Here is a 26,142-nt window from a genome sequence, read left to right on the forward strand (position 1 = left end):
CCCCTCTTATCTAACTGAAAAGGAGAGCTGTCATGATTGCGTTTATTTTCCGCAGGCTATTGCAGACCGTCATTGTTTTGTTTATGGTGACCCTTATCGTATTTTCCATTCTGCAGGTTTTGCCGGGAGATCCTGCACGGACTTTGCTGGGACCTGAAGCCTCACCGGAACAAGTAGAACAAATCCGCGAAGATTTAGGGCTGAACCGCTCGCTGCCAGTTCAATATATTACCTGGGTTGAACATGCCGTTCAAGGGGATCTGGGCAAGTCGATTGCCCTTAAAGAAGATGTCACGAAGATTATTGGAGAACACCTGCCAAAAACCATTTATATTAGTATTCTTTCGATGGTATTAGCCATCCTGATCGGGGTGCCGGCCGGGATTATTGCGGCCATTAGAAGGGGAGGAAAAATTGATTCCCTCATTTCCGTCGTCTCAAACTTTGGAATGGCGGTACCTGCCTTCTGGCTCGCTGTATTATGTATTTATTTCTTCAGCTTAAAACTGGGATGGTTTCCGGTGCAAGGATATACCTCTCCATTTGAAGATTTCTGGTTGAGTCTAAAGCAGGTCATTATGCCTGTTATCTGTCTTGCCTTTGCGGCGCTAGCTTCCTTTGCCCGCCAGACTAGGTCAGCGATGCTTGAAGTCATTATGCAAGATTTCACCAGAACAGCCCGTTCCAAAGGATTAAAAGAAAATGCAATTATTATTAGACATATACTGAAAAACGCCATTATTCCTGTTATCACCTTAATCGGACTGCAGGTGCGGAACGTCGTCGGAAGTACCATATTTGTTGAGCAAGTCTTCAATGTTCCGGGTATGGGCCGGCTTGTCGTTCAAAGTGTCTTTAATCAAGACTTTGTTGTCGTTCAGGGCTGCGTGCTCGTCATTGCCATTATCGTTGCCCTTACCAATCTATTGATTGATATTTCATATGGCTATGCAGACCCGCGGATACGGATTAAATAAGGAGGGAAATAGATGACAACTGAAATCATCGCTTCTGAAAAAGCCGTGGAACAGAAGGTGAAAAAGACAAGTAATGCAAAACGCTTCCTTCGTGTATTCCTTGCCCGAAAAACGGTTGTAGTGAGTTTGGTCATTATCTTCATTATGATGATTTGCGGCATATTTGCCCCGTTGCTTGCACCCTATGATCCATATAAACAAGACTATACACAGATCCTTGCAAACCCATCACCAGCACATCCATTGGGAACAGACCTGATTGGACGGGATGTCTTGAGCCGGATTATTTATGGCAGCCAGGCAGCACTGCTTGTGGGTATTGTATCCGTTGCCATTGCAAGTGTGATTGGGATCATCCTAGGATTATTTTCCGGCTATGTTGGCGGATTAATAGATGCCATTATTATGAGAGCAATGGACGCCCTTATGGCGATTCCTCCTATTATATTGGCAGTGGTTTTCGTGGCAGCCTTTGGAGGAGGTTTAAAGAACGTCATCATTACGTTAGGTCTGTCACTTGTACCGACTTACGCTCGGTTAATGCGGGGTCAGGTACTAGCGATTAGGGAATCAGATTATATTGTGGCGCAGGAGCTGATGGGTTCGACGAACATAAGAAATATGATCAAGCATGTACTGCCAAACTGTATTTCACCGCTGATTGTTTTGATCACCTTAAACTTTGGTGTAGCCATTTTGTCTGAAGCGGGACTTAGCTTTTTAGGACTTGGAATTGTACCACCGAAAGCTGCTTGGGGTTCGATGATTAATGACGGCTATAAATATTTATTATCCAATCCAATCCTTTCTTTTGCACCCGGAATGGCAGTCGTACTGGTAGTTGTGGCCTTTAATATTATTGGAGATGCATTAAGGGATGCCCTTGATCCACGCTTGAAAGGAAGCTTGTAAGAAACAATGGGAGGTGTACATAAATGAGCCATTTGCTCGAGGTTAAAAATTTACAAACACTATTTACGGTCGACCGTAATGTCGTAAAAGCAGTTGATGGCGTTTCCTATTACGTGGATGAGGGAGAAATCGTTGCAGTCGTCGGCGAGAGCGGCAGTGGGAAATCCGTGACACAGTATTCCGGGATCCAGCTGATCCCGACACCCCCTGGTAAAATTGTCGGTGGCGAAGTCTTATTTCATGGAAAGAATTTGCTTCAATTAAGCGGCGAGGAGCTGCGTCAGGTGCGTGGTGGGGATATCGGCGTAGTGTTCCAGGAACCGATGACATCACTTAATCCCGTATTAACGATTGGGTACCAAATTATCGAAACCATTATTCTTCATCTGAAGATGAATAAGAAGGATGCCCGCAAACATGCGATTGAACTTTTGAAAAGTGTGGGGATCCCTGATTCAGAAGCAAGAATTGACTATTATCCACACCAATTTAGCGGCGGCATGCGCCAGCGGGTGTGCATTGCGATGGCAATGGCCTGCAATCCGAAAATCCTCATTGCTGATGAAGCAACGACGGCGCTTGATGTAACCACACAGGCTCAAATCCTGGAAATGCTAAAAGATATTGTGAAAAATACAAAAACCTCTGTCGTAATGGTTACCCATAATTTAGGGATAGTAGCCCGCTATGCAGACCGTATTTATGTCATGTATGCAGGGGAAATCGTCGAATCAGGCACCACGAAGGAGATTTTTTCAAATCCAAAGCATCCCTATACGATTTCCCTATTGAACGCCATCCCAAGATTGGATGATCCAAAGGGCAGGCAGCTGATTCCGATTGACGGGATTCCTCCATCTCTTATAAACAAACAGGACATTTGTGCCTTTTTGCCAAGATGTCCGCATCGGACGGCGGCCTGTTCAAAGAAACCAGCACCAAGGCTTCAATCTCATGGCGGAAACCATTATGCAGCCTGTTATGAAGATGTGACGAATGAAACAATGGGAAAACTGGCATCAGGCAGTTCCGCTTTGATGGATGCTCCAGTTGAACATAAAGAATTGAACGAAACCTTATTAGAGGTAAAAAATTTAAAAATGTATTTTCCTGTCATGAAAGGTGTCTTAAAGCGGAAAGTGGCAGATGTGAAGGCAGTGGACGATGTCAGCTTTTCGATTAAAAAAGGGGAAACCCTTGGATTGGTTGGGGAAAGCGGCTGTGGGAAGACCACGATTATTCGTAGTATTTTACGGATGTATGAACCGACTTCAGGTGAAGTGATTTTTGACGGACAAAACATTGCCAATATGCCAAAGAGCAAACTGCGTCCAATTCGCCGAAACATCTCCCTAGTGTTCCAGGATCCGTTTAGTTCACTCGATCCCCGGCAAACGGCGGGAAGCATTGTCGGTGAGCCATTGATTATTCATAAATTAACGAACACAAAAGCGGAATATGAGAAACGTGTAGATGAATTGTTCGAACTTGTCGGTCTGAATCCCGCATGGAAAAACAGAGTCCCCCATGAATTCAGCGGCGGGCAAAGGCAACGGATCGGAATTGCCCGGGCATTGGCGAGTAACCCTTCGTTTATCGTTTGCGACGAAGCCATTTCCGCACTGGATGTGTCGATTCAGGCGCAAATTATTAATCTATTAGAAGATTTACAGAAAAAGCTTGGTCTTACCTATCTATTTGTCGCTCACGACCTGTCCGTTGTCCGCCATATCAGCGACCGGGTAGTGGTGATGTATCTGGGGAAGATTGTCGAAGTGGCAGATTGGAAGTCACTCTATGAGAATCCGCTCCATCCTTATACAAAAGGATTGCTTGCGGCAGTCCCGATACCGGACCCATTTGTGGAAGAAAACCGAGAACATGTGATGCTGGAAGGGGAAATTCCAAGCGTGATGAACCGGCCCAAGGGCTGTGCCTTCTTTAACCGCTGCCCGATGGCAACCAAGGAATGCAGCGAAGTGGAGCCGCCGCTTGTCGAAACCGAAGAGGGACATAGTGTAGCTTGTATTAAAATTGGAAAAGAGGTTGGAGTATGAGCCATACGAAGAGAATCGACAAAGCATTACAAACCAGGGGATTTGCGGTTGGAACCTTTCTATCCTTTAACAGTCCCGATGTAGCAGAATTTGCTGGCCACGCCGGGTTCGATTTTGTCCTGCTTGATGCAGAGCACAGCACGTTCTCTTTTGAAGGTTCAGTCGAAATGATCCGTGCTGCAACGGCTGGCGGAACAGCTGCCGTCGTCCGTCTTCCATCCAGTGAGCACTCTGGCATTACAAAAATCTTGGATGCCGGCGCAGCCGGGGTTCTGATTTCGAGCGTCAGGACAGGAGAAGAAGCAAGAAGGGTTGTGCAGGCAGCGAAATATGGACCTGCCGGCAAACGGGGCTTCACTCCTAGCATGCGGGCGATGGATCGGTTTAAAACCCCTAAGGATTACCGAGAGTGGAGCGACAACAACCTCTTAATCTGGGTAATTATCGAAAATGAAGAGGCGTTAGAAAATATGGAAGACATTCTCGATTCCGGCATTACCGGCATTATGCCTGGTCCTTATGATTTATCGATGGCTATGGGATACGAGGGGGACACCACCCATCCGGAAGTGGTGAAAGCCTTGGACCGCGTCATCGACCTTGCCGTTAGGAAAGGTGTCGATCTTGCTGTATTTTCCGAGGTGACAGAAGGGGAAGGAATACCAACACCGTTCGAAATAGCTATGTCTTGGAAAGAGCGCGGAGCCCGGTTTATTCATTTTAGCACGGATCGGATGATCATGGCGTCAGGCTACGGAAAAATCTTAGACGGTTTGAAGGAACCGCTTGACGTATAGTTTTTTTATCAGAAAACAAAAGGAGCAGTGTGAAGATGATAACAATCAATACTTCCATTAAAAGACCAGACCCTGAATTGGTAAGACAATTGGGGGAGATTACGCCAAGTGACTACGGCCACCAGCTTAATTACCAATTCATTACGGCAAGCAAAATGAAGCCTTTATTCCCAATTGAAACACCTTTTGCTGGACCCGCGGTAACCGTTCGGATCCCGCCAAATGATGTTCTATTAACCTGTAAGGTACTGGATTATATTCAACCTGGTGATATTGTCGTCATTGATGCATCCGCGGAGGAGCGCTATGCCTGCTGGGGAGAAGTGACCACCAGAATCGCAATGGAAAAAGGAGCCGCGGCTGCGATTGTCAACGGGGCCATTACGGACACGATTGCCCTAAGAGATTTGGGGTTTAGGGTGTTTTCTCATTCAGTTTCGCCTTTAACGACAAAATTCTACGGCCTCGGCGGCGATTTCAACGTGCCCGTTTCCATTGCTGGCTGCGTGATCCAACCCGGTGACGTTATTGTTGGAAGTAATGACGGGCTTTTAGTCGTTCCACAAGATGAAATCTCAACCTATCTAGAGATTGGGAAAGCTGCAAAGGAATTAGATGCACAGAATCTCGAGGACTTACGGGTTTTAGGGGCCGACTCGTTCCTGCGCCGGCTGGATATACAATGGGAGAACATGCTGGAGAAGGATGAATAAGAAAATACAAAAAAATACCCAGGGAGATGGTGGCAGATGCTTCATCTAGTCAACAAGAATGTCAGGCAAATAGAAAAATCCGGTATTCGAAAAATCTATAATAAAGTCTTGAACGATCCAAGCATCGTTAATTTAACGGTTGGCCAGCCGGATTTTCCGACTCCTGAAAATGTGATTAATGCCGGAATTAGATCACTTGAAGAAAAACGGACCGGTTATACGACCAACGCAGGATTACCTGAACTGCGAAAAGCGATTGCAAGCTTTGTGGACCGCCGCTATGGGTTGATATATGATCCGGAAAGTGAAATTCTTGTTACCATTGGTGCAAGTGAAGCGCTTGATATTGCCTTTCGCACCATTCTTGAAGAAGGTTGTGAAGTAATTTTGCCGGCACCGATTTACCCGGCATATGAACCGCTCATTAGATTATGTGGTGCCATCCCCGTTTTTATCGATACAAGGGAAAATGGTTTCAGGCTAACCGCAGAGATGATTAAAACAAAACTAACGGATAAGACCCGCTGTGTCCTTCTTCCTTATCCATCCAATCCATGCGGGTGTATTTTGGAAAAAGAAGAGTTACAGGAGATTGCCAATCTATTAGAGGAAAAAGAAATCTTTGTGATTTCCGATGAAATTTACAGTGAATTAACTTATGGAACGAACCATCATTCGATTGCGTCTTTTCCTGGGATGAATGAAAAGACCATTGTCATTAACGGTGTTTCAAAATCACATGCGATGACAGGCTGGAGAATTGGATTCACATTAGCGCCGAACTACCTAACAGAGCAAATGTTGAAAATCCATGTGTTCAATACTGTTTGCGCAACTTCCGCAAGCCAATATGCAGCTTTAGCAGCATTAGCGGAAGATTTAATCGAAGTGGACCAGATGAAGGAAGAGTACAAAAAACGCAGGGATTATGTATTTGACCGTCTCCAATCAATGGGTCTAGATGTGAAATGGTCGGAAGGAGCCTTCTATTTATTTCCTTCAATAAAAAGTACTGGGATGAGTTCTGAAGAATTTACTGAAAAATTAATTGATCAGGCAAAAGTAGCGGTGATTCCTGGCAGTGCCTTCTCAATTTATGGAGAAGGGTACATACGAATCTCTTATGCCAACTCCATGGAAAATTTAGAGGAAGGGTTAAACAGGTTAGAGGAGTTTTTAGCAAAAGCCAATATCAAAGTTGATTGTTAGAAGTCCCATGGTTATTCTAAAAAGTAGTAGCCTTCCGTGAAATATTTCAAGACCCTTTTCATTTCTTTGGAAAGGGTCTTTTTATTATTAATCTACTAGGTAGAATATTAAATCCTCGAGGTATAAAAAGCTGAGAAGCCCGTGTCGAAACTACCGTTATTGTCAATAACTTCCTCCCCTTGTATTATTAGGTATAAAGAGAATGTTAAAGAGGGGGAGCACATTTATGATCCCAGCAAAAATCGATCCCATTTCAATCACTCCGAAAAGAGAAAAAGGTGTGGAATCCATCCTTGATTGGTTCGAACAGCATAAACAATCGTTCTATTTACTTGGTTGGTCCTATCTTAGGAATCAAAAGCAAGTGGAAGAGGTTTTTTTTCGGTGCATTTTAAAAGTTCACAAGGAGTTCCCACGATTTAAAAATGAGTCATCATTTGAGACATGGGTGACATCCATTTTCATACATACCTGCCGGGAGCTTTCTTATGATAGAAGTTTACAAGCTTCAGAGGGAAGTGAATTGCGTCCGGATTTATTTAAAGCACTCGATCAATTGAAAGAGGACGAGAAAGAAGCGATGGTCCTTACCTATGTAAAAAGAATCTCTCGAAAAGAAGCAGCAAATCTTCTCCAAGTTTCAGTAGAAAAGTTGAAGGAGCTTTTGTTTTCCGGAATTCAGTCACTTAGAAAAGAAATGGGGTACGGATCACACATTGGTGGCTGTAAAGAGTATCATAAGGAATACATCGATTACTTAGAAAGAACACTAGAGCGGTCGAAAAAGATCGAGCTAGAGATACATATTTATCATTGTCAAGAATGTCAGGAGGATTTGGCAACATTCCAGGATGTCATGTTAACCATGTTAAATCTTACTGAAAGGATGGAGGATTACCATGTGCCATCTGATTTCCTGGCGAATGTCAAAGCGAAGCTGGCAGAAAAGGAAAACCACAGACAACTGAAACTGAAGAAACGTAAAAGAATGGGAATGGTTTTTGCTAGTATTTTCGCAATATTAGTGGGTGTAGAAGTTTTTACAGGGGCTTTTACCAACCTTTACTATACATGGACAGAAGAAGATCATGAGTTGCGTGCCTATTTGCAACAGGACATGAGTGAAAGGCTGAACCTGGAAGCAGAAAGTAATGGGGTGAAAATTAAAATCAAGAGTGTTGTTGCTGATAAATTTCAGACACTTGTTTTTTATGAAATAGAAGATACGGACGAAGACAACCAATATTTGATGAATGATGATGAAGGGGTTTCTGTGGAGAACCAGTATGAAATCATGAGCCGTACAGCAAATCCAAGGTACGCTCCTCCTGACCTTACATCGGACGTAAATAATAAAGAAAAGAACGTGTATCAAGGAAAGGTTAGTTTGCTGCCACTCTCCAAGGAAAAGGGGACAATCAAACTGAAGATCACAAAGCTTCTTAAATTGTTTCGTGATTCAACTGATCGGAATAGGTTAAGGGTTTCCGATAATATGGAATATGAAACAGGGGAGTGGAACTTCGAGATCCCTGTAACAAAACAGCGTTCGGTGGAATATGCATTGGATGAAGAAAAGGAAGTCGAGGGAATCCCGGTTCGCTTTGATAAACTGACCATTGCTCCAACAGCGACGATTTTGCAATACAGTATTAAAAATGACCAGCTGAAGAAGCGGATAGATACTCTTAATTTTGACCATTTAGAAGTGAATAATAAGAAATTAAAACCTGATTTGTATGGCGGCTCATTTTTAAATCCAATTCAAGACATGAATTGGAGTACTTTTCAAACCAACTTTGGCCCCCTTTTTGGAGAAGAACCAAAAGAGGTAAACGTTCAATTACAATCTATAAATTTAACGGTTGAAGACAAAAAAACCATCGAGCTGGATGCTGCTAAAAAATATCCTCAAACTTTTGAATATGCAGGTAGTACCATCTCCATTGACAGGCTGGAAGTTGGAGTTTTTACTAATATGGTCATAAGCAATCATAAAGTTAAAAATCGGGCATATGAGTCGCTGCAATTTGATATTATCAGTGAGAATGACACTCATCCTGATTCAATTGAGATGGAATCTGAGGGAGTACTCATCGATAAAAATGGGGTAGTATACGATATCAATGTAACTCCTTTCTCGTATGAAGAAATTGAGCAGCCCCGTTATTTCGTTACCGTTCAAAGGATGAAGTTACAAAGTAACAACACAGGAAAAAAAATGATTCCAAAACGGATGGAGATTGGTGGATATAATACAACAAAATATTTAGATGATGTTGTGAAAATTTCGTTGGAATAACATTCATCGCCTGCACGACTGCTAAAATTTCTATAATTATCAATTGTTTGAAAAATGGGTGGAACATGACTAAAATAGAGGTATCGTTATTTTTTTAGGAGGTACTTTCATGAGAGTAGCTATTGCCCAATTATCCACCAGTGTTGATAAAACTGCTAATTTTGAAAAGGCAGTTCAATATATTACAAAAGCAAAAGCTTTGGGTGCAGATTTTGTTATATTGCCAGAATTCTATATGGCGCTTGCTACCCCTAAGTCTGGGGTATTGCCGGTCGAAGCGGCAGAACCATTGGATGGTCCTTTTGTCTCTGGGCTTAAAGAAGCTGCAAGGGCAAACGAAATCTATGTTGTTTGTGGAACGTACGAATCCAAGTCGGATGATCCAAAACGTGCATATAACACTACCGTAATGATCAATCGTTCTGGGGAAATCATCCACTCATACAGAAAAACACATTTATACGATGCCTTTAGTTATCATGAGTCCGATACCGTAATACCAGGGGATAATCATTATAAAATAGTAGAAACAGAGTTTGGAAAAATTGGCTTGATGGTTTGCTATGAATTACGATTCCCTGAAATCGCAAGACAGTTTGCTATTCAGGAAGCGGATATTCTGTTTGTCCCGGCAGGATGGGTGGCAGGGCCAATGAAAGAGGATCATTGGCAGACGCTTATTCGTGCAAGAGCAATTGAAAATACTATGTTTGTCTGCGGTGCAAACCTTGTTGGCGATATTTTTACTGGGCGCAGTGTGATGGTAGATCCAATGGGGGTCATCATAGCAAGCGGCGGCGAAGAAGAAACATTAATTTTTTCAGATATAGACCTAGATCGGATTCGCCGGGTTCGCGAAAAACTCCCAAGTGTAAAACACCGAAAACCCGAATTTTACCAGAGTCATTAAAAATTAAAGAAAAAGGCGATTTCCGTAGCATGAAATCTGCCTTTTTTCTTATTATAGCCATGAAGGAAAATCATGATCTGACCATCTTATAATTTACTAATTTATAGGCCAAAATCGCCAAATATAATTTTGTACAATCTTCAAATGAACTCAGATTAGCCCCTGTCTTTTTTTCAATCTGCCCCAATCTATATTTAAGGGTATGACGGTGAATATACAAATTTTCTGCCGTATTTTTGATATTTTGATTAAAATACAAATAGGCTTCAAGTGTAGTGATTAAATCCACACCACGTGTATCCAATAAACTGCCTAGATATTGGTGGTAAAACTCTTCTAAATTCACCCCGGAATTTTTCATTTCAAGCAGCAGCTGATACAAACTAAAATCATCATAATGAGCGATTGACTGCGGTTTAAATAAGATTTGCGATAGATTGGCAGCTTGTTCTGCTTGTCTGGCACTTTCCGCCAGCATATGAAGGTTAGTGACGGTTTTTCCAATTCCAATCGAAATAGGTGTCCCCACAGAACTAAGTTCCATACTATTTAATAATTCACTCGCTATTTCAACGATATTCTCTTTAATGCCTGCCTCAAATAAAACAATTATACTATCTGATTTTGCCCGCATAAGAAAAGGGATTTTCTTGTTTTTCAAAGTAGATTGAATTGCTTCTTGTAGCTGCTCCATTATCTTTAGATTGTTGATAGCAGCAAAATGGACCGAAATAATCGATTGTGGCTTGGTAAAGTCAATCCCCAATTTCTTTCCGCGCTCCATCACATCCGTAGGATTAACGATGGGTTGGGTCAAAAGTTCCTGGAGAAAATCACTCGCCACAAATATTTCCCTCTGTTTATTGACAATTTGTTCAAGCAGTTCTTTCGTAATCATTGAAAAATTAATATTTGCGGGGATTTCAATTAAAGGCAGAGCATGTTGATCTGCAATTGAAATAAAGGATTGCGGAATTTCTTTTAGATATAAACCCGTATATAAAGCTACACCAGATAATTTTCCAAGCGCTAAAAGCCTCTTAAACTCCGATTGTTTTTCTTCATCTTCTCCAAGTCCAAACCCTGTCGTAATCAGGAATTCCCCTTCTTGAAGCCGATTAATATCCTCAATGACTTCCACAATGGTTACCCATTTCACCCAATTTTGTAACCCGTTTTTACCGGCAATCAATTTTGTTTGCTGCATAATCGGAAGTTGCAACGCTTCATGGATGCGAATTGCCAAAGAAACCAGTCCCTCTTCTTATAATTTCTAGCTATTATACACCGTGTATAAATCCAACTCTATTATTTCATCTTTTTGTAGAATTGTGAATCTTTAAAAAAGAATTTACTATTTTAATTACAGTAGAAAAAATATTATTCCAATTTATTTATAATAGAGAATTTGCTCTAGGGAGAGGGGTCAGAGGAAATGGAACGTGATTATCTAATTAAACCGGTTTTAGGTGCTAAATATCCTGTTGCTTCACATGGTAAAGGAATTTATATCTATGATATTGACGGCAATGAATATATTGATGGTGCTTCAGGGGCAGTAACCGCAAGCATTGGACATGGTGTACAAGAGGTTATGGATGCAATGGTTGAACAGGCCCAAAAAATTTCTTTTTCTTATCGGGGGCAATTTACTAGCGAACCTGCAGAAAAGTTAGCAAAAAAATTGAGTGATTTAGCGCCTGGAGATTTGAATTGGTCCTTCTTTGTCAATAGTGGTTCTGAAGCGACGGAAACCGCCATGAAAATTGCCATCCAGCATTGGAATGAAAAAGGGTTACCGCAAAAGAAACGGATTATCTCCAGATGGATTGGTTACCACGGTATTACGATCGGCGCCCTATCCATGTCAGGGCATGTATTAAGAAGGCGTGGATTTAATTCACTTTTAGCAGATTATCCGACGATTTCGGCTCCATATACGTATCGTCGTCCAGACGGTAGGACGGAAGAAGAGTGGGGGATTGCCTGTGCAGATGAGCTTGAGAAGGCGATTCAACGTTTTGGTGCAGATACGGTTGCAGCCTTTATTGCGGAGCCAATCGTTGGTGCCTCAGGAGGTGCGATCACACCTCCACCGGGATATTACGAACGGATTAGAGAAATTTGTGATCGTTATGATGTTTTATTTATTGCGGATGAAGTCATGACCGGTATTGGCCGTACTGGAAAAATGTTTGCAATGGAACATTGGGATGCTATTCCTGATTTGATTACTTTAGGAAAAGGCATGAGCGCAGGGTACACTCCTATTGCTGCCACTATTGTCAGTGACCGTGTTATGGCCCCAATCGTAAATGGCTCCAAGTCTGTTTTGGGCGGACATACCTATAGTGCCAATCCACAATCAGCGGCCGTTTCATTGAAGGTTTTGGAATATGTTGAGAAACATCAATTAGTTCAAAAAGCAGAAGAACAAGGTCAGTATCTTTTTGAAAAATTAAAAGACTTATATAACACCTATGAAATCATTGGTGATGTAAGAGGAAAAGGACTCTTGTTAGGGATGGAATTTGTTTCAGACCGTGCCCAAAAAACATCCTTCCCATCCCAATTGAATATAACAGGCAGAATCATTGAACGAGCATTTAAAAAAGGTTTAATCGTCTATCCAGCGGCAGGAGCAATCAATGGCGAAGGTGATTCAATTATCATTTCTCCTCCACTCATTATCACAAAAGCAGAAATTAATCGTTTAGTGGGCATTTTGGAAGAGGCCATTTCCGAGGTACAGTATGAGCTTACAAAAACAGGAGGGAAGACCAATGCAGTCCCTGTCTAAAAAAGGTAAAGTAGCTACATTAGAAGACGCTCTCACACATATTACAGATGGATGTACTTTAATGTACGGCGGATTCGGCGGAATTGGTACGCCTCCATCATTAGTGGATGGTATTTTAGAAAAAGGCTGTAAGGACTTACACTTAATCGGAAATGATACAGGTTTTCCTGATATCGGAATTGGAAGATTAGTCAGTGCCGGAAGAGTGAAGAAAATCATTACTTCCCATATCGGTTCTAATCCAATCGCTGGACAATTGATGACTGCTGGTGAATTGGAGGTAGAGTTTTCCCCACAAGGAACCTTGATTGAACGGATTCGTGCGGGCGGTATGGGATTAGGCGGTATTTTAACGGATGTTGGTTTTGGAACAATCGCCGAGGAAGGAAAAGATGTCGTTTCGGTGGACGGAAAAGAATATATGATTGAAAAAGCACTTACCGCCGAAGTTGCCATTGTTCATGCTTTAAAAGCAGACCCGCTTGGAAATCTTGTCTTTGATAAAAGTGCCCGTAATTTTAATCCACTTGTGGCGATGGCCGGGAATTTTACGATCGCCGAGGTAGAGGAAATTGTTCCAATTGGAGAACTGGATCCAGAGGCAATTGTTACACCGGGAATCTTTGTAAATATGGTAATACCGAGTAAGGGAGTGACATGGAAATGGGTTTGGGAGTAGAAGTAAGGCAACGGATTGCTAGACGTGCGGCGCAGGAAATTGAGGATGGTATGATTGTGAACCTTGGAATCGGAATTCCTACTTTAGTTGCTGATTATATTCCTTCTGATATTTTTGTTCAGTTCCATGCGGAAAACGGGATATTAGGGACTGGCCCTACCCCGGTAAAGGGGGAGGCAGATCCGAACCTCTGCAATGCCGGCGGTTACCCTGTAACGTTAATGAAAGGAGCTTCCTATTTTGATAGTGCCATAGCCTTTGGAATGATTCGCCGCGGCTATCTTGATATCACGATCCTTGGCGCGCTCGAAGTAAGTGAAAAAGGAGATTTGGCCAATTGGATTGTTCCAGGAAAACGTGTTCCAGGAATGGGAGGAGCAATGGACCTCGCTCAAAAATCAAAGAAAGTGATTGTCCTGATGAATCACACGAATAAAAATGGCGAATCAAAAATTTTAAAGGAATGTACATTACCACTTACTGCTAAAAACTGTGTGGATTTGATTATTACGGAAATGGCCGTAATCGAAGTTACTGAACAGGGCTTGCTGTTAAAAGAGGTAATGGAACCATATACCGTGGAGGATGTTATTAAGTATACCGATGCGCCTTTAACAGTAATGGTTGGGTTACCGAATTAAGGAGTGAAGGAAATGAATGAGGCTGTCATTGTAGCGGGTGTTCGTACGGCGGTAGGAGCATTTGGGAAATCTCTTAAAAATGTACCCGCCACTGAAATGGGACGACAAGTGCTGGAAGGGTTAATGAATAAAACCACTATAGAAAAAGAAGACGTGAATGAAGTGATTTTTGGCCATGGTTATGTTCATGGCGGCGGCTTAAATTCGGCAAGGATTTCATCGCAATTAGCAGGGTTCCCCGCAAGTGTACCAGGCAGTGTTGTCATCAAGGCATGTGGTTCAGGTTTAAAAGCGATTACGAATGCAGCACTAACGATTCAAACTGGTCAGGAAGAGGTCATCATTGCCGGCGGTGTAGAAAGTATGAGTCAGGTTCCATATCTAGTAAAAAATCGCTGGGGAAGTAAGTTCGGGAATCTTGAGATGGAAGATGCCTTATTAACAGACGGCCTTATTTGTTCGCTGGAAAAAGAACATATGGGCATGACCGCAGAGCGATTAGCAGAAATATACGGTATTTCTCGTGAAGAACAGGATCAATTTGCTTTAGAAAGCCATAAAAAGGCGGCACGAGCGATTGAAAACCACTATTTTGAGGAGGAAATTATTCCACTTGAAGTTAAAGATCGAAAAGGGAATTATTTTTTTCAAACAGATGAGTCCGTACGAATGGATATACAAGTAGGGAAGTTAACAAAACTTCCGCCTGCATTCAAAAAGGATGGTTTGATTACGGCAGGTAATGCTTGTCCGATGAATGATGGTGCTGCGGCAGTATTGATGATGTCAAAAGAGAAGGCGGAAGCAAGAGGGATAAAACCGTTATTAAAGGTTAGAGCATTTGCAAGTGCTGGGGTAGAAGCAAATGTTATGGGAATTGGCCCTGTCCCAGCTACGAAAAAAGCTTTGCAAAAAGCAGGATTAACATTGGATCAAATTGGACGCATTGAACTGAACGAGGCGTTTGCTGCACAGGCATTGGCTGTAATAAAAGAATTAGATTTAGACCCTGAAAAAGTAAATGTTAACGGTGGGGCGATTGCACTTGGTCATCCAGTTGGGGCAACAGGTGCGAAATTAACGGTAACTTTAATGAACGAAATGTTACGAACCAATACAAAGTACGGCATGGTAACACTGTGTATGGCCGGAGGCATGGGGCTGTCTGTTATCTATGAAAACCTTTGCTTATAGTTTTGAAGATAAAGAGAATGAGGTGAAAAATGATGCAAACGATTGTAAATGATATTCAAGCTTGGCTAAAGGATCATTTTGAAGAGGGGACTCTTCTTTTGCAGCGCCTAGTTCAGGCTCCAAGTATTGCAGGCAATGAGGCTGGTGCTCAATCCATAATTGCTAAAAAATTAAACGAAATGGGTTTAAAGGTAGATGTATGGGAGCCGGATGGAAATGAACTAAAAGCGAATGAATATTTTTGTTCGCCAAGAGAACAATTTACAGGGAGCCCAAATGTTGTCGGAGTATTAGCTGGAACCGGCGGAGGCCGTTCGATGATTTTGAATGGTCATATTGATGTTGTTCCTGAGGGGGATCATGAACAATGGTCTGATGATCCTTATAGTGGTGTTGTGAAAGATGGAAAAATGTACGGACGCGGGGTCACGGATATGAAAGGTGGTTTAGTTTCATTTCTCCTCGCAATTGAGGCCCTTCAAAAGCTCGATATTAAGCTTAAAGGTGATGTGATTTTCCAAAGTGTTGTGGAAGAAGAAAGCGGCGGGGCAGGTACATTGTCAACCCTTCTTAAAGGATATAAAGCAGATGCTGCCCTGATAACAGAACCTACCAATATGCGTATTTTTCCAAAGCAGCAAGGGTCGATGTGGTTTCGAATTTTAGTGAAAGGGCGCTCTGCTCATGGTGGTACCCGCTATGAAGGGGTAAGTGCTCTTGAAAAAACCATGCTGGTAGTTAATCAAATTAGAGGTTTAGAAATAAGGCGAAACGAACAAATTGATGATCCTCTTTATGAAAAAACGCCAATCCCAATTCCGATCAACATTGGTGTTGTATCTGGTGGAACTTGGCCATCTTCTGTTCCAGATTTAGTCAAAATAGAGGGCAGAATGGGAGTAGCTCCCAATGAGAAAATGGAAGACGCTAAGCGGGAAATGAGTCAATGTTTGCAGCAACTTGCGGAAATTGATCCATGGTTTGCAGAACAGCCTGTTGTTTTAGAATGGTTTGGTGCACAGTGGCTTCCTGGTTCAATTGATATCGAACATGAATTGATGAATTCCCTTGTTCATCAGTACCGTGAATCAGTCGGTGAGGAACCGGTCATTGAAGCGGCACCATGGGGAACGGATGGGGGATTACTCACTGAAATCGGAAAAATCCCAACAGTTGTTTTTGGCCCAGGTGTAACGGAAATGGCTCATTATCCTAATGAATATATCGAAATGGAAAAAGTTTTTAAAGCGGCAGAAATCATTGCGTTAACCCTGCTTCAATGGTGTAATTCTCAAAATTAACATCTAGGAAGTCCAAATTTCTTCTTTAGTAAAGAGATTTGGACTTTTTTTATTTAAAATAGATCTTTGCATTTATTGACGAAACATGACATTTATCATGTTTGGGATATGACAGGTATGACTACAAATGGCAGATTTTCTTCTTTAATATGAGTGATAACATGATGAAGAAGGGAATCAAAAACATGATTGAACAAAACCAACGAAATTTGCGTAAACAGGTCGCCCCTTTTGAAAAAGCAAATACAAAAGACAGTGTCTGGCAATTGGTCAATACACTTGTTCCGTTTTTTCTATTATGGTTCTTTGCTTATAAAAGCTTATCGATTTCATATATCCTCACCTTATTATTATCGATTGTCGCTGCGGGATTTTTAGTAAGGGTTTTCATCATTTTTCATGATTGCTGCCACCATTCCTTTTTTAAAAGCCGCAAGGCCAATAAATTTCTTGGCACCATTACAGGTGTATTAACGATTCATCCATATAGTCAATGGCAGCACGAGCATTCTGTTCACCATGCCACCAGCAGTAATTTGGATAAGCGTGGAACAGGAGATATTTGGATGCTGACCGTCGACGAATATCAGGCGGCATCGTTTTGGACACGTGCAGCCTACCGTTTTTATCGAAATCCAATCGTGATGTTCGGCTTGGGTCCAATTTATGTTTTTCTTCTTAAAAATCGTTTTAACCGAAAAGATGCTAGAATGAAGGAAAGAATCAATACTTATATCACCAACATCTTGATTGTTGTATTAGCCGGATTGCTTTGCTGGGGAATTGGCTGGGTTAATTTTCTCTTAGTTCAAGGACCGATATTCATGATTTCCGGAGCAGCGGGGATTTGGTTATTTTACGTACAGCATACGTTTGAAGACTCTTATTTTGAAGAAGATAAGGATTGGGAATATGTAAAAGCAGCTGTTGAAGGCAGTTCCTTTTATAAGCTTCCGAAACTGTTACAATGGGTGACAGGGAATATTGGTTACCACCATGTTCATCATTTAAGTCCAAGGGTGCCGAATTACAAGCTTGAAGCTGTTCACAACCATACTGAGCCTCTTAAAAATGTTCCAACGATTACACTCTTAACGAGTCTAGCATCACTAAAATATCATCTATGGGATGAGACGGCAAAAAAGTTTGTGGGCTTTAAAGATTTACGATCTTCAGTTAAAATGAAAAGTGTTAAACAAATATAAACATAGATGCAGGATAAGGACCAAAGTGTTCTTGTCCTTCATTTTTATTCCGTCGGTAATGAGGTTTTGCAAATGATAAAAAAGTATATGACCTTCCAGAAAAGTAATGGGATCGCTCCTTATATATGGACGGTTCTATGTATTTTACCATTTTACTTTATTTTCCAATCGTCATCCGTAATTAAAATTGTTGTAGGAATTTTGCTCACCATTTTGTTTTTTATTTTTTATCGAATTGCTTTTATTTCAAGGGGATGGCCGGTGTATCTCTGGACCTTAATTCTGATTGGAATTTCGATCACCTCGAGTAGTCTTTTTAGCTATGTTTACTTTGCATTCTTTCTGGCTTACTTTATTGGCAATATAAAAGACCGGGTTCCCTTTCTTATTCTTTATTTTATTCATCTGTTTAGTACATCAGCCTCGATTAATTACAACATAGTTGTTCATGAAAAGTTGTTTTTGCAACAGTTGCCTTTTGTCATTATTATCTGGATTAGCGTGATTCTTCTTCCGTTTAGTATTTATAATCGGAAAGAGCGTGGTCAGCTTGAGGAAAAGCTAGAGGATGCCAATAAGAGAATTTCTGAATTGGTTAAAATGGAAGAGCGGCAGCGGATTGCCCGTGACCTTCATGATACACTGGGGCAAAAACTTTCTCTTATTGGACTCAAGAGTGATTTGGCGAGAAAATTAATAACAAAGGATCCAGAGCAAGCACGCAATGAATTAAAGGATGTTCAGCAGACAGCACGAACCGCATTAAGTGAAGTGCGAAAAATGGTATCCTCTATGCGCGGCATTCGGTTGAAGGATGAAATCCAAAGAGTAAAACAGATTCTTACAGCTGCGCAAATACAGTTCAAGGGTGATGAAGAACCGACATTGACGAATGTTTCTCTCCTAACAGAGAATATATTAAGCATGTGTCTGAAAGAGGCAGTTAATAATGTCGTAAAACATAGCGGTGCTGCTTCTTGTACCTTGACCATTGAGCAATCATGGAAAGGGATTGTGATGAAAATTAGTGATGATGGGGCTTTTAACCGTGATGAAAAATTTCAATATGAAGGTCATGGTTTGCTTGGGATGAAGGAACGACTTGAATTTATTAATGGAAGCCTGGAGCTTTTAACGAAAGAAGGAACAACCTTAATAATAAGAGTTCCAAATGATGTTACTCAGAAAGAAAGGCAAGGGGATGGAAAATGATTTCAATTGTCATTGCGGAAGATCAGCAAATGCTATTAGGGGCCTTTGGATCCCTTCTCAACCTGGAAGAGGATATGAGTGTAGTTGGAAAGGCATCTAATGGTGCAGAAGCTGTTTCCCTTGTTAAAAAGCTAAAGCCGGATGTTTGTATTATGGATATTGAAATGCCCGGAAAAAGCGGACTTGAGGCGGCGGAGGAGCTGAAAGGATGTGGCTGCAAGGTTATTATTTTAACGACCTTTGCGCGTTCCGGTTATTTTCACCGCGCCTTAAAAGCAGGGGTAAGCGGCTATCTTTTGAAGGATAGTCCAAGTGAAGAGCTTGCAAGTTCCATCAGAAGTGTCATGGCTGGAAAACGAATCTATGCACCAGAGCTGATGGATGATGTTTATGGAGAGGAGAATCCCCTCACCGATCGTGAAAAAGAGGTACTTGAGCTGGTGGCGGATGGTAAAAATACAAAGGAAATTGCTGAGGAGCTTAGCATTAAAACCGGAACTGTCCGAAATTATATATCGATTATCCTTGATAAACTGGAAGTGAAAAATCGAATAGAAGCCATTACCCAGTCCAAGGAAAAAGGATGGTTTAAATAAATTAATGACCTGTATCTTTTTATAGATATAGGTTTTTTTAATTGATGAAGGACAAAAGTCGAAAGGGAAAAGTGCAAAATGTCCTTCATGAAGCTGATGAAGGACAAAATCGGAAGAGGAAGGTGAAAAATGTCCTTCATGAAGCCTTGAAAGACAAACTTCAGCAAGAAACATGCAAAATGTCCTTCAGCGTGCTCTTTTGGTCTTTCCAAGTTAGACAGCAGCCAAAAATCTCTTGATATGGTGATATACTTCTTCAGGACGTTCCTCCGGGACAGCATGTCCGGTTTCTTTTAAAACAATCAGCTCTGAATTAGTTAAATCCTTTTTTAATCGTTCTCCCACATGAAGCGGCATAGAGCGGTCGTGTTCGCCCCAAATTAATAAACAAGGTGTTTTGATTTTTTGAAGAACCTCTACTGGCAGATCTCCCTCACGGTGGCGAATCATTTTGGTAAGAGCGACAAAGATTTTATCCTGTAAAAATGGCTGCAGATAGCCATTTATCATTTCTTCATTAATTAATGAATGATTAAAGAGAGAATCCTGAAGGTTTTTCTTCACGCCAGTTCGGGCCAGCCAATATTTCACAAAGAGGTGGAAATAGGGTATGTAACTGGTGAGAATCAGCGGTAACCCAAAGCGTTTCAAATAAGACGAGCTGCAAAGCAGGATGGCTTTGTCAGCAAGTTCCGGCATCATATGCAGGATGTTCAGTACAATCTGACCACCCATGGAGTGGCCTAATAATGTCATTTTTTTTATCCCAAAAAGCTCGGTAAGTTTTATCACCGTTTGAGCGAGATTTTTATAAGAGTATACATAACGACTGGACTTATCACTTTTCCCAAAAGGGGGTAGGTCAATGGATAAAACCTGATAATCCTGCTTTAATAAAGGAATTAAATGGCGAAAGGTAAAAGTGGATGAAAGAAAGCCGTGCAATAAAATAACAGTTTTGTCCGTTGTTGATTTTGGATAGAATTCATAATAAATATTGATGTTATTTACCTGCTGGTGCCCGGTTAACACAGCCTGTTCCATTTAATCCGCCTCCGACTTATATTAAAAATGGATGGCTATAATTTTCCCAAATACAAGGTAATTACCCGCTAAAAAAAAATTACCAAAAATTTTTAAAATAAAATGTTTGAATTTTTAGAAAATTATTAGTATAATAAAAAAAAACTAAAGGAGTTGATTTCCGATGGAAAAGAAATTACTTAATTCACCACAACAATCAAATGAAGAGATGGATTCAAAAATTGCTGAAATGGTGTTAAACAATGCCTTGCTTGAATTTCGCAAAGCAAAAATTCGGGAGGAAATCGATTACTCCTTACAGGAAAGAAATAAAGAAAAATTCCTAAAGCTAACAGAGGAATTAAAGAAAATTTCGTAGCTCACTAACCATAATTTTAATTTAAAAATTTGAACCCCTTTTCAATAAGAAAAGGGGTTCTTTGTGCTCTCTATTTTTTATCCTAGCATTTTTTAAATACAACTTCTATCTATCATTTTGGCTGCATAGGATTTTGATAGAGGGAGGTACAAACCAATGAAAAAAAATAAGCCTTTTAGTTTGTTTATCCGGATCAATGGTGCAGTTTTATCAGTTATCTTTATTTTTATTCTAATTGCGGGAATGACGACAATCCTTTCATTAAAAATGTCCTCGGATTCGGTAGGAGAAGTATTGGAAACATCTGATTTAAATAAACTATATCTTTACTTTTTTGGTAGTGAAAACAAATATTATATTCAGAATAGTAAAGATATTAAAGATATTCCATTAACAAAGGTTGGCTTTCAAATCGCAACCAATATAAAAATTAGCGATATTCGAACCTTCTTTGAAAGAGAATTACCGGGTTTCGCTGAATTTAATACAAAGATTGAAATTGCCGGCCAAGGAACGGATTTAACCTCACTTCCAATTGAATCTGCCCCGCCAATGGAGGTTTTATTAAAAGAAAGGGATATTGCTCAAAATGAGTTAAATGGAAAAGAATCAAAAGAAAATAACAGCGCACCTCCCCCAAGTCAGACTACAAACGGGAAAAAGGTAGTGTTTATCTATCATTCGCATAGTTGGGAATCTTATCTGCCACTATTAAAGGGTGTTACAAACCCAAATGAAGCTGTTAGTTCCAACAATCGCGTTAATGTTGTGGGCGTTGGGGATTATTTGGTAAGGGATTTAGCCGAAAGGGGGATTGGCAGTGACAATAGCACAATCAATGCTACGCAAGAGCTTCACAAAAGAGGGTTGGATTATTACTCGGCCTACCAATTTTCAAGGGGCGTTGTGCAAGAGGCGATGGCTGGAAATCATGATTTAAAATTTATGATCGATATACACCGTGATTCATTAGGAAGAAAAAAAACAACTACGACCATTAATGGGAAGAGTTATGCCAGATTAGTTTTTATCGTCGGGCAGAATAACCCCAATTATGAACAAAATAATATTTTGGCTAAAAACCTTCATAATGCATTAGAAAGGAAATATCCAGGATTGAGCAGAGGAGTCGTTTCAAAAGATAAGAGTGAAGGAAATGGAGTTTACAATCAGGACCTATCGCCTCGTGCAATCTTACTAGAGGTTGGTGGTGTTGATAACAATTTGGCAGAACTTCAAAATGCGGTGGATGCCTTTGCAGATGTATTCAGCGAATATTATTGGCAAATGAAAAATGCTAAAGCATTTTAGAAAGTGGAAGAGGGCCATGCTTTTAATTGCGGGCCTTCTTTTCGTATTTATGTTAAAAAATGTGATTGTTCAACATTTATTCACAAATTGTTCATATAGTTATATTGTTTATGGTACCAAGGTCGATTATGATGTGTATTGGAAAGGTTTTTTAGGGGGTGGATAAAATGTTACCCGTTGAACGGAGAAAGCAAATTGTTACATGGTTGAACCAAGAGGGAGCCTTATCAATTTCCGAAATCAGCAAACGCCTAAATGTATCGGAAATGACAGTTTATCGAGATATTAAACCGCTACTTGAAGAAAAGAAAATTATCAAAACCTCAGGCGGGATCTCTTTAACACCAATCACGAATGATTTCTTGAACGCTTGTACATATTGTTTAAAAGAATCGAATAATCGTCACCCTGTCCAAATCATTCTGAATGATTTACGGGTAGAGCAATTATGCTGCCCGCATTGCGGACTGCTTCGTTATAAAGATATTGAAAAGGATGTCTCGCAAATTATCTGCCGTGATTTCCTAAGCCATTCAACTGTGAGTGCAAGGATGGCCTATTACCTCATGGACGCTGATTTTAACTTAAATTGCTGTCAGCCGCAGGTATTAACCTTTGAGTCACTAAAACATGCAGAGCAATTTCAAAAAGGATTTGGCGGAAACATTCGAAGGTTCCAAGAAGCAGTTGAGGAAATTCAGAAGAGAATGAATGGCGAACACGACTGCACCTGTCATAAGTAGATGCTGAACTACAAAGAAGGGAGGTGGAGCAATGAATGTAAAAAAGAAAAGCAGTCTATATTTGCTTACGCTTATTATTTTCATTTGTTTATTTCCAACTATTTCTTCAGCACATGCTTATATTAAAAAATCGACACCAGTAGAAAATGAAATTTTAGAAAAATCACCATCTCAGGTCATGATTCAATTTGATGAAACGATCCAACCGGAGTTTAACTCCATTCAAGTATTTGACTCAGACGGGAAACGGGTGGATAAAAAAGATGGCCGAATTGATCCGAAAAAGCCATCGATGCTAGAAAGTGATTTAGAAAAGAATCTTCCGAATGGAACGTACCGAATCGAATGGAAGGTTGTATCCAATGACGGACACCCTGTCCAAGGTGTGATTCCGTTTCAAATCGGAGAGAACAGTACAGGGAATGCTGTTATTCATCCAACCTCAAAAGGGTACACTCCTACTTTAGATTTAATCGTGATACGGTGGCTGCAATACATCAGTAATGCATGTTTTGTTGGTGTACTCTTTTTTGTCTTAGTAGTCATTTCAAAAGAATCTGTTGAAAAGCTGTCTGTTGAAAAGCCATTAATCAAGACAGTGAAGTTTTCGTATATATTCTTATTGCTTAGTATCCTATTGAATCTGCCGCTTCAGGCAACGATTTTAACAAGCAGCAGCTGGATGGGAGTATTTAATTTTTCAACCTTGCAAGATATGATTTTAAATACCCAGTTTGGAGATATGTGGCTTGTACATGTGGTCATGCTTATTATCCTGGCGATTCCTATTTTTCTATTAACCAGGAATATATCCCAAAAAAATGTCCTTAATTTGATTTGTCTTGTTTTGGGAATCGGTTTATTGCTAACAAAATCATTAACAAGTCACGCTGCCTCTACAACTAATATATTTCTTTCCGTTTTGATTGATTTCGGGCATTTACTGACTGCATCAGTCTGGATTGGAAGCTTAGTTGCAATGATAGTCCTACTGCCATTGGTCAAAAGTTCTGAAACCAAGGATGTTTATTTAAATATCATCGGAAGATTTTATAAATGGGGCCTCATTCTGGTAGTACTTTTAGCATTTACAGGAGTATTCAGCAGCCTTTCCTATATTCCAAATCTATACTCCCTCACCCATACAGATTATGGGAAGGTGTTAGTTGGCAAGGTAATTTTACTTCTTTTCATGTTACTTTTAGCCGCTATTAACTTTTTAAAAGGAAGAAGGAGGAAGGCAAAGGGACTTACCGGTACGATTTGGAGTGAATTGTTGATTGGAGCAATAATTTTAATCCTTTCTGTTTTGCTTACCAATTTACCAACAGCGATGTCCGCTCCTGGTCCTTTTTTAGAAACGAAAACAGCAGATCATGGAAATAAGGTGCAATTAAGAGTTACCCCGAATGTGATAGGCGAAAATTTATTTGAGGTTATGGTAAAAGATAAAAAAGGACAGCGTTTGAACGGGATTGAGCAAGTTACCCTTACGTTTACTTCTTTAGATATGAATATGGGGGTTAACACCGTTACCTTAAAGAAAAAAGCTGAAGGTATATACAGCCTAAAGGGGATGAGCTTAAATATGGCCGGCAGCTGGAGGGTGCATGTACATGTGCTTACCAAGTCGCTTGACACACTTGATAAAGATTTCCAATGTATTGTAGGAAGTCAATAAAAACGAATGAGGAGAATTCAAATGAAAAAAATAGCAGTGAAGATGTCGAGAATTTTTATTCCAGCGGTGATTAGTTTATTTTTGTTTTCCAGTATTGCAAGTGCACATGTAACGGTTACTCCAAATACTTCAACAACTGGTGCATGGGAAACCTATACACTTAAGGTTCCAGTTGAAAAAAATGTTGCAACCACCAAAGTAACGGTAAAAGCACCAGCAGGAATCGAAATTATGTCTTATCAACCGGTTCCGGGCTGGAAATATTCAGCCGATAAGGATTCAAGTGGTAAGGTAAAAACCTTTACATTTGAAGCAACAGGGGAAGGAATTCAAGCTGGACAATTCCAACAATTTGTCTTTGTTGCTAAGAACCCAGAAAAAGCTACAAAAGCAGCATGGGATGCCTTCCAATATTATAAAGACGGAAGTGTCGTAGAGTGGACGGGGGATGAAAATTCAGATTCTCCACATTCCATAACGGATATTGTTACTGCAACTTCAACAGATCATCACGATTCACAGCCTGCTGCCCATGAAGATAAGAAGCCTGCAGAAACAACAACAGAAAAGTCTAAATCAAACAACGCTCTTCCAATCGCAGCCATCGCGATTTCCGCTGTGGCACTTGTACTTTCATTCCGTAAAAGAGGGTAAATACTACACAAAAGACCGGGGTTTCACTACCCGGTCTTTTTACATAGCCACACTATCAGGAGTTGTCTTCTGATTTTTCTTTTTTACTGCTTCTACTAAGATTTTAAAGCCTTTTAAGGAACGTTGGAAAATTGGACTTTGAATAAAGGTGTATAAAAATGTTGCAATAAAGACGGGTCCACCTAATACTAGGCCAATAATTAAGACAAGACTTTCAACAATCATCCTTGCCTGACTGACAGAAAATCTTGTTTTGTCGGAGATAGACAACATAAAACCATCGCGCGGGCCTGCTCCAATCCCTGCAGCAACATACATTCCCCCGCCAATCCCGGTAATGACGATGCCGGATAGAAGAATCAGGTAGTCCACCCATGTATGGGTTGCACGTGGAAGGATATCTAGCCAGAGGAAAAAATCCATAACCGGACCAATAATCAAAGCATTTAAGAAGGTTCCGATATTGATATACCTTCTGTCAGCTACAAAAGAAACAATAACAAGGAGCAGTCCGCAAATGACTGACCATGTGCCAATCGAAAGACCAAAATGATTGTATAAAGCAACATTCAAAACTTCCCATGGATGTAACCCAACATGCTTCACCTTAACTGCAATCGCATTCCCTAGTCCAAAAAAGACTAACCCCGCGAAAAATAAAAAATATCGAAAAAGGATAACCACCACTTTAACCCCCAAAACTCAAACTACACTTATCAGAATTTTGAAACCTATCTTACGATTTTAAAATATAGCGATAGTATTAGCAATTCATTTTTTTGAAACCCGCTAAAATCCGTTAATAAATGTTTGTTAAAATAGTTTTGAATTGTTTTATAATTAAGA

The 26,142-nt window shown here is 40.5% G+C and carries 24 protein-coding genes; 21 read left to right on the top strand and 3 right to left on the bottom strand.

The features are described from left to right. Positions 1–32 precede the first annotated feature (32 nt). The 8 genes from M028_RS0115360 to M028_RS0115395 all read left to right on the top strand — a co-directional run bounded on the left by M028_RS0115360 (position 33) and on the right by M028_RS0115395 (position 9,877). The gene (locus M028_RS0115360; RefSeq protein WP_026574629.1) at positions 33–977 is read left to right on the top strand and encodes an ABC transporter permease; all 945 of its coding nucleotides are present in this window, start codon (positions 33–35) and stop codon (positions 975–977) included. A gap of 12 nt (positions 978–989) precedes the next feature. Then, the gene (locus tag M028_RS0115365) at positions 990–1,889 is read left to right on the top strand and encodes an ABC transporter permease (RefSeq protein WP_051591067.1); all 900 of its coding nucleotides are present in this window, start codon (positions 990–992) and stop codon (positions 1,887–1,889) included. 23 nt (positions 1,890–1,912) lie between these two features. After that, positions 1,913–3,946 (top strand): dipeptide ABC transporter ATP-binding protein, encoded by a 2,034-nt coding sequence (locus M028_RS33875; RefSeq protein ID WP_026574631.1) that lies wholly within the window; start codon positions 1,913–1,915, stop codon positions 3,944–3,946. Next, positions 3,943–4,743 carry an HpcH/HpaI aldolase family protein gene (locus tag M028_RS30200; RefSeq protein ID WP_051591068.1) on the top strand — a complete coding sequence of 267 codons (801 nt, stop codon included), beginning with the start codon at positions 3,943–3,945 and terminating at the stop codon, positions 4,741–4,743. Before M028_RS33875 ends, M028_RS30200 begins: the two co-directional genes overlap by 4 nt. A 35-nt stretch (positions 4,744–4,778) precedes the next feature. Beyond that, a complete protein-coding gene (locus tag M028_RS30205) occupies positions 4,779–5,456 on the top strand; it encodes an RraA family protein (protein WP_051591069.1) in 678 nt (225 codons plus the stop codon). A 36-nt stretch (positions 5,457–5,492) separates the two neighbouring features. After that, on the top strand, positions 5,493–6,665 hold the full coding sequence (locus M028_RS0115385; RefSeq protein ID WP_026574632.1) for an aminotransferase A: 1,173 nt from the start codon (positions 5,493–5,495) through the stop codon (positions 6,663–6,665). A 226-nt stretch (positions 6,666–6,891) separates the two neighbouring features. Beyond that, positions 6,892–8,967 carry a sigma-70 family RNA polymerase sigma factor gene (locus M028_RS0115390; RefSeq protein ID WP_035424169.1) on the top strand — a complete coding sequence of 692 codons (2,076 nt, stop codon included), beginning with the start codon at positions 6,892–6,894 and terminating at the stop codon, positions 8,965–8,967. Positions 8,968–9,076: 109 nt separating this feature from the next. Next, positions 9,077–9,877 carry a carbon-nitrogen hydrolase family protein gene (locus M028_RS0115395; RefSeq protein WP_026574634.1) on the top strand — a complete coding sequence of 267 codons (801 nt, stop codon included), beginning with the start codon at positions 9,077–9,079 and terminating at the stop codon, positions 9,875–9,877. A 70-nt stretch (positions 9,878–9,947) separates the two neighbouring features. Here the strand turns inward: M028_RS0115395 and M028_RS0115400 are convergent, their stop codons facing one another. Continuing rightward, positions 9,948–11,123, bottom strand: a complete 1,176-nt coding sequence (locus tag M028_RS0115400) for a PucR family transcriptional regulator (protein ID WP_026574635.1) — start codon at positions 11,121–11,123, stop codon at positions 9,948–9,950. A 189-nt stretch (positions 11,124–11,312) separates the two neighbouring features. On the opposite strand from M028_RS0115400, the gene M028_RS0115405 reads away from it, so the two are divergent. The 8 genes from M028_RS0115405 to M028_RS0115440 all read left to right on the top strand — a co-directional run bounded on the left by M028_RS0115405 (position 11,313) and on the right by M028_RS0115440 (position 19,505). After that, positions 11,313–12,677: an aspartate aminotransferase family protein gene (locus tag M028_RS0115405; protein WP_026574636.1), complete on the top strand. Its 1,365-nt coding sequence runs from the start codon at positions 11,313–11,315 to the stop codon at positions 12,675–12,677. Further along, positions 12,661–13,356, top strand: coding sequence for a CoA transferase subunit A (locus M028_RS0115410; RefSeq protein ID WP_026574637.1), 696 nt, complete (start codon positions 12,661–12,663; stop codon positions 13,354–13,356). The genes M028_RS0115405 and M028_RS0115410 overlap by 17 nt, the downstream gene beginning before the upstream one ends. Further along, positions 13,341–13,997: a 3-oxoacid CoA-transferase subunit B gene (locus M028_RS0115415; RefSeq protein ID WP_026574638.1), complete on the top strand. Its 657-nt coding sequence runs from the start codon at positions 13,341–13,343 to the stop codon at positions 13,995–13,997. The genes M028_RS0115410 and M028_RS0115415 overlap by 16 nt, the downstream gene beginning before the upstream one ends. A gap of 12 nt (positions 13,998–14,009) precedes the next feature. After that, the gene (locus tag M028_RS0115420; protein ID WP_026574639.1) at positions 14,010–15,191 is read left to right on the top strand and encodes a thiolase family protein; all 1,182 of its coding nucleotides are present in this window, start codon (positions 14,010–14,012) and stop codon (positions 15,189–15,191) included. 32 nt (positions 15,192–15,223) lie between these two features. Then, complete coding sequence (locus M028_RS0115425) at positions 15,224–16,492, top strand: peptidase (protein WP_026574640.1); 1,269 nt, start codon at positions 15,224–15,226, stop codon at positions 16,490–16,492. Positions 16,493–16,677: 185 nt separating this feature from the next. Beyond that, positions 16,678–17,697, top strand: coding sequence for a fatty acid desaturase (locus M028_RS0115430; RefSeq protein WP_026574641.1), 1,020 nt, complete (start codon positions 16,678–16,680; stop codon positions 17,695–17,697). Between the two features lie 72 nt (positions 17,698–17,769). Next, positions 17,770–18,909 carry a sensor histidine kinase gene (locus tag M028_RS0115435; RefSeq protein ID WP_026574642.1) on the top strand — a complete coding sequence of 380 codons (1,140 nt, stop codon included), beginning with the start codon at positions 17,770–17,772 and terminating at the stop codon, positions 18,907–18,909. Beyond that, positions 18,906–19,505: a response regulator transcription factor gene (locus M028_RS0115440; RefSeq protein WP_026574643.1), complete on the top strand. Its 600-nt coding sequence runs from the start codon at positions 18,906–18,908 to the stop codon at positions 19,503–19,505. The genes M028_RS0115435 and M028_RS0115440 overlap by 4 nt, the downstream gene beginning before the upstream one ends. Before the next feature lie 213 nt (positions 19,506–19,718). Here M028_RS0115440 and M028_RS0115450 read toward each other — a convergent pair whose 3' ends face one another. Next, a complete protein-coding gene (locus M028_RS0115450) occupies positions 19,719–20,549 on the bottom strand; it encodes an alpha/beta fold hydrolase (RefSeq protein ID WP_026574645.1) in 831 nt (276 codons plus the stop codon). A gap of 163 nt (positions 20,550–20,712) precedes the next feature. Between M028_RS0115450 and M028_RS0115455 the strand changes: the two genes are divergently transcribed. The 5 genes from M028_RS0115455 to M028_RS0115480 all read left to right on the top strand — a co-directional run bounded on the left by M028_RS0115455 (position 20,713) and on the right by M028_RS0115480 (position 25,296). Next, the gene (locus M028_RS0115455; protein ID WP_026574646.1) at positions 20,713–20,907 is read left to right on the top strand and encodes an IDEAL domain-containing protein; all 195 of its coding nucleotides are present in this window, start codon (positions 20,713–20,715) and stop codon (positions 20,905–20,907) included. A 156-nt stretch (positions 20,908–21,063) separates the two neighbouring features. Then, positions 21,064–22,218, top strand: coding sequence for a stage II sporulation protein P (spoIIP, locus tag M028_RS0115460; RefSeq protein ID WP_026574647.1), 1,155 nt, complete (start codon positions 21,064–21,066; stop codon positions 22,216–22,218). 167 nt (positions 22,219–22,385) lie between these two features. Next, positions 22,386–22,961 (top strand): DeoR family transcriptional regulator, encoded by a 576-nt coding sequence (locus M028_RS0115470; RefSeq protein WP_026574648.1) that lies wholly within the window; start codon positions 22,386–22,388, stop codon positions 22,959–22,961. Positions 22,962–22,992: 31 nt separating this feature from the next. Further along, positions 22,993–24,642: a copper resistance protein CopC gene (locus tag M028_RS0115475; RefSeq protein ID WP_026574649.1), complete on the top strand. Its 1,650-nt coding sequence runs from the start codon at positions 22,993–22,995 to the stop codon at positions 24,640–24,642. A gap of 21 nt (positions 24,643–24,663) precedes the next feature. Continuing rightward, positions 24,664–25,296 carry a YcnI family copper-binding membrane protein gene (locus M028_RS0115480; protein ID WP_026574650.1) on the top strand — a complete coding sequence of 211 codons (633 nt, stop codon included), beginning with the start codon at positions 24,664–24,666 and terminating at the stop codon, positions 25,294–25,296. A gap of 39 nt (positions 25,297–25,335) precedes the next feature. On the opposite strand, the gene M028_RS0115485 is transcribed toward M028_RS0115480, so the two are convergent. After that, a complete protein-coding gene (locus M028_RS0115485; RefSeq protein ID WP_026574651.1) occupies positions 25,336–25,983 on the bottom strand; it encodes a YczE/YyaS/YitT family protein in 648 nt (215 codons plus the stop codon). Between the last annotated feature and the right edge of the window lie 159 nt (positions 25,984–26,142).

This window comes from Bacillus sp. UNC438CL73TsuS30, assembly GCF_000482325.1.
Classification (GTDB): Bacteria; Bacillota; Bacilli; order Bacillales; family Cytobacillaceae; genus Neobacillus.

Coding starts and splice junctions, on each gene's coding strand:
- M028_RS0115360 (WP_026574629.1), top strand. CDS start 33: ATGATTGCGTTTATTTTCCGCAGGCTATTGCAGACCGTCATTGTTTTG.
- M028_RS0115365 (WP_051591067.1), top strand. CDS start 990: ATGACAACTGAAATCATCGCTTCTGAAAAAGCCGTGGAACAGAAGGTG.
- M028_RS33875 (WP_026574631.1), top strand. CDS start 1,913: ATGAGCCATTTGCTCGAGGTTAAAAATTTACAAACACTATTTACGGTC.
- M028_RS30200 (WP_051591068.1), top strand. CDS start 3,943: ATGAGCCATACGAAGAGAATCGACAAAGCATTACAAACCAGGGGATTT.
- M028_RS30205 (WP_051591069.1), top strand. CDS start 4,779: ATGATAACAATCAATACTTCCATTAAAAGACCAGACCCTGAATTGGTA.
- M028_RS0115385 (WP_026574632.1), top strand. CDS start 5,493: ATGCTTCATCTAGTCAACAAGAATGTCAGGCAAATAGAAAAATCCGGT.
- M028_RS0115390 (WP_035424169.1), top strand. CDS start 6,892: ATGATCCCAGCAAAAATCGATCCCATTTCAATCACTCCGAAAAGAGAA.
- M028_RS0115395 (WP_026574634.1), top strand. CDS start 9,077: ATGAGAGTAGCTATTGCCCAATTATCCACCAGTGTTGATAAAACTGCT.
- M028_RS0115405 (WP_026574636.1), top strand. CDS start 11,313: ATGGAACGTGATTATCTAATTAAACCGGTTTTAGGTGCTAAATATCCT.
- M028_RS0115410 (WP_026574637.1), top strand. CDS start 12,661: ATGCAGTCCCTGTCTAAAAAAGGTAAAGTAGCTACATTAGAAGACGCT.
- M028_RS0115415 (WP_026574638.1), top strand. CDS start 13,341: ATGGGTTTGGGAGTAGAAGTAAGGCAACGGATTGCTAGACGTGCGGCG.
- M028_RS0115420 (WP_026574639.1), top strand. CDS start 14,010: ATGAATGAGGCTGTCATTGTAGCGGGTGTTCGTACGGCGGTAGGAGCA.
- M028_RS0115425 (WP_026574640.1), top strand. CDS start 15,224: ATGCAAACGATTGTAAATGATATTCAAGCTTGGCTAAAGGATCATTTT.
- M028_RS0115430 (WP_026574641.1), top strand. CDS start 16,678: ATGATTGAACAAAACCAACGAAATTTGCGTAAACAGGTCGCCCCTTTT.
- M028_RS0115435 (WP_026574642.1), top strand. CDS start 17,770: ATGATAAAAAAGTATATGACCTTCCAGAAAAGTAATGGGATCGCTCCT.
- M028_RS0115440 (WP_026574643.1), top strand. CDS start 18,906: ATGATTTCAATTGTCATTGCGGAAGATCAGCAAATGCTATTAGGGGCC.
- M028_RS0115450 (WP_026574645.1), bottom strand. CDS start 20,549: ATGGAACAGGCTGTGTTAACCGGGCACCAGCAGGTAAATAACATCAAT.
- M028_RS0115455 (WP_026574646.1), top strand. CDS start 20,713: ATGGAAAAGAAATTACTTAATTCACCACAACAATCAAATGAAGAGATG.
- spoIIP (WP_026574647.1), top strand. CDS start 21,064: ATGAAAAAAAATAAGCCTTTTAGTTTGTTTATCCGGATCAATGGTGCA.
- M028_RS0115470 (WP_026574648.1), top strand. CDS start 22,386: ATGTTACCCGTTGAACGGAGAAAGCAAATTGTTACATGGTTGAACCAA.
- M028_RS0115475 (WP_026574649.1), top strand. CDS start 22,993: ATGAATGTAAAAAAGAAAAGCAGTCTATATTTGCTTACGCTTATTATT.
- M028_RS0115480 (WP_026574650.1), top strand. CDS start 24,664: ATGAAAAAAATAGCAGTGAAGATGTCGAGAATTTTTATTCCAGCGGTG.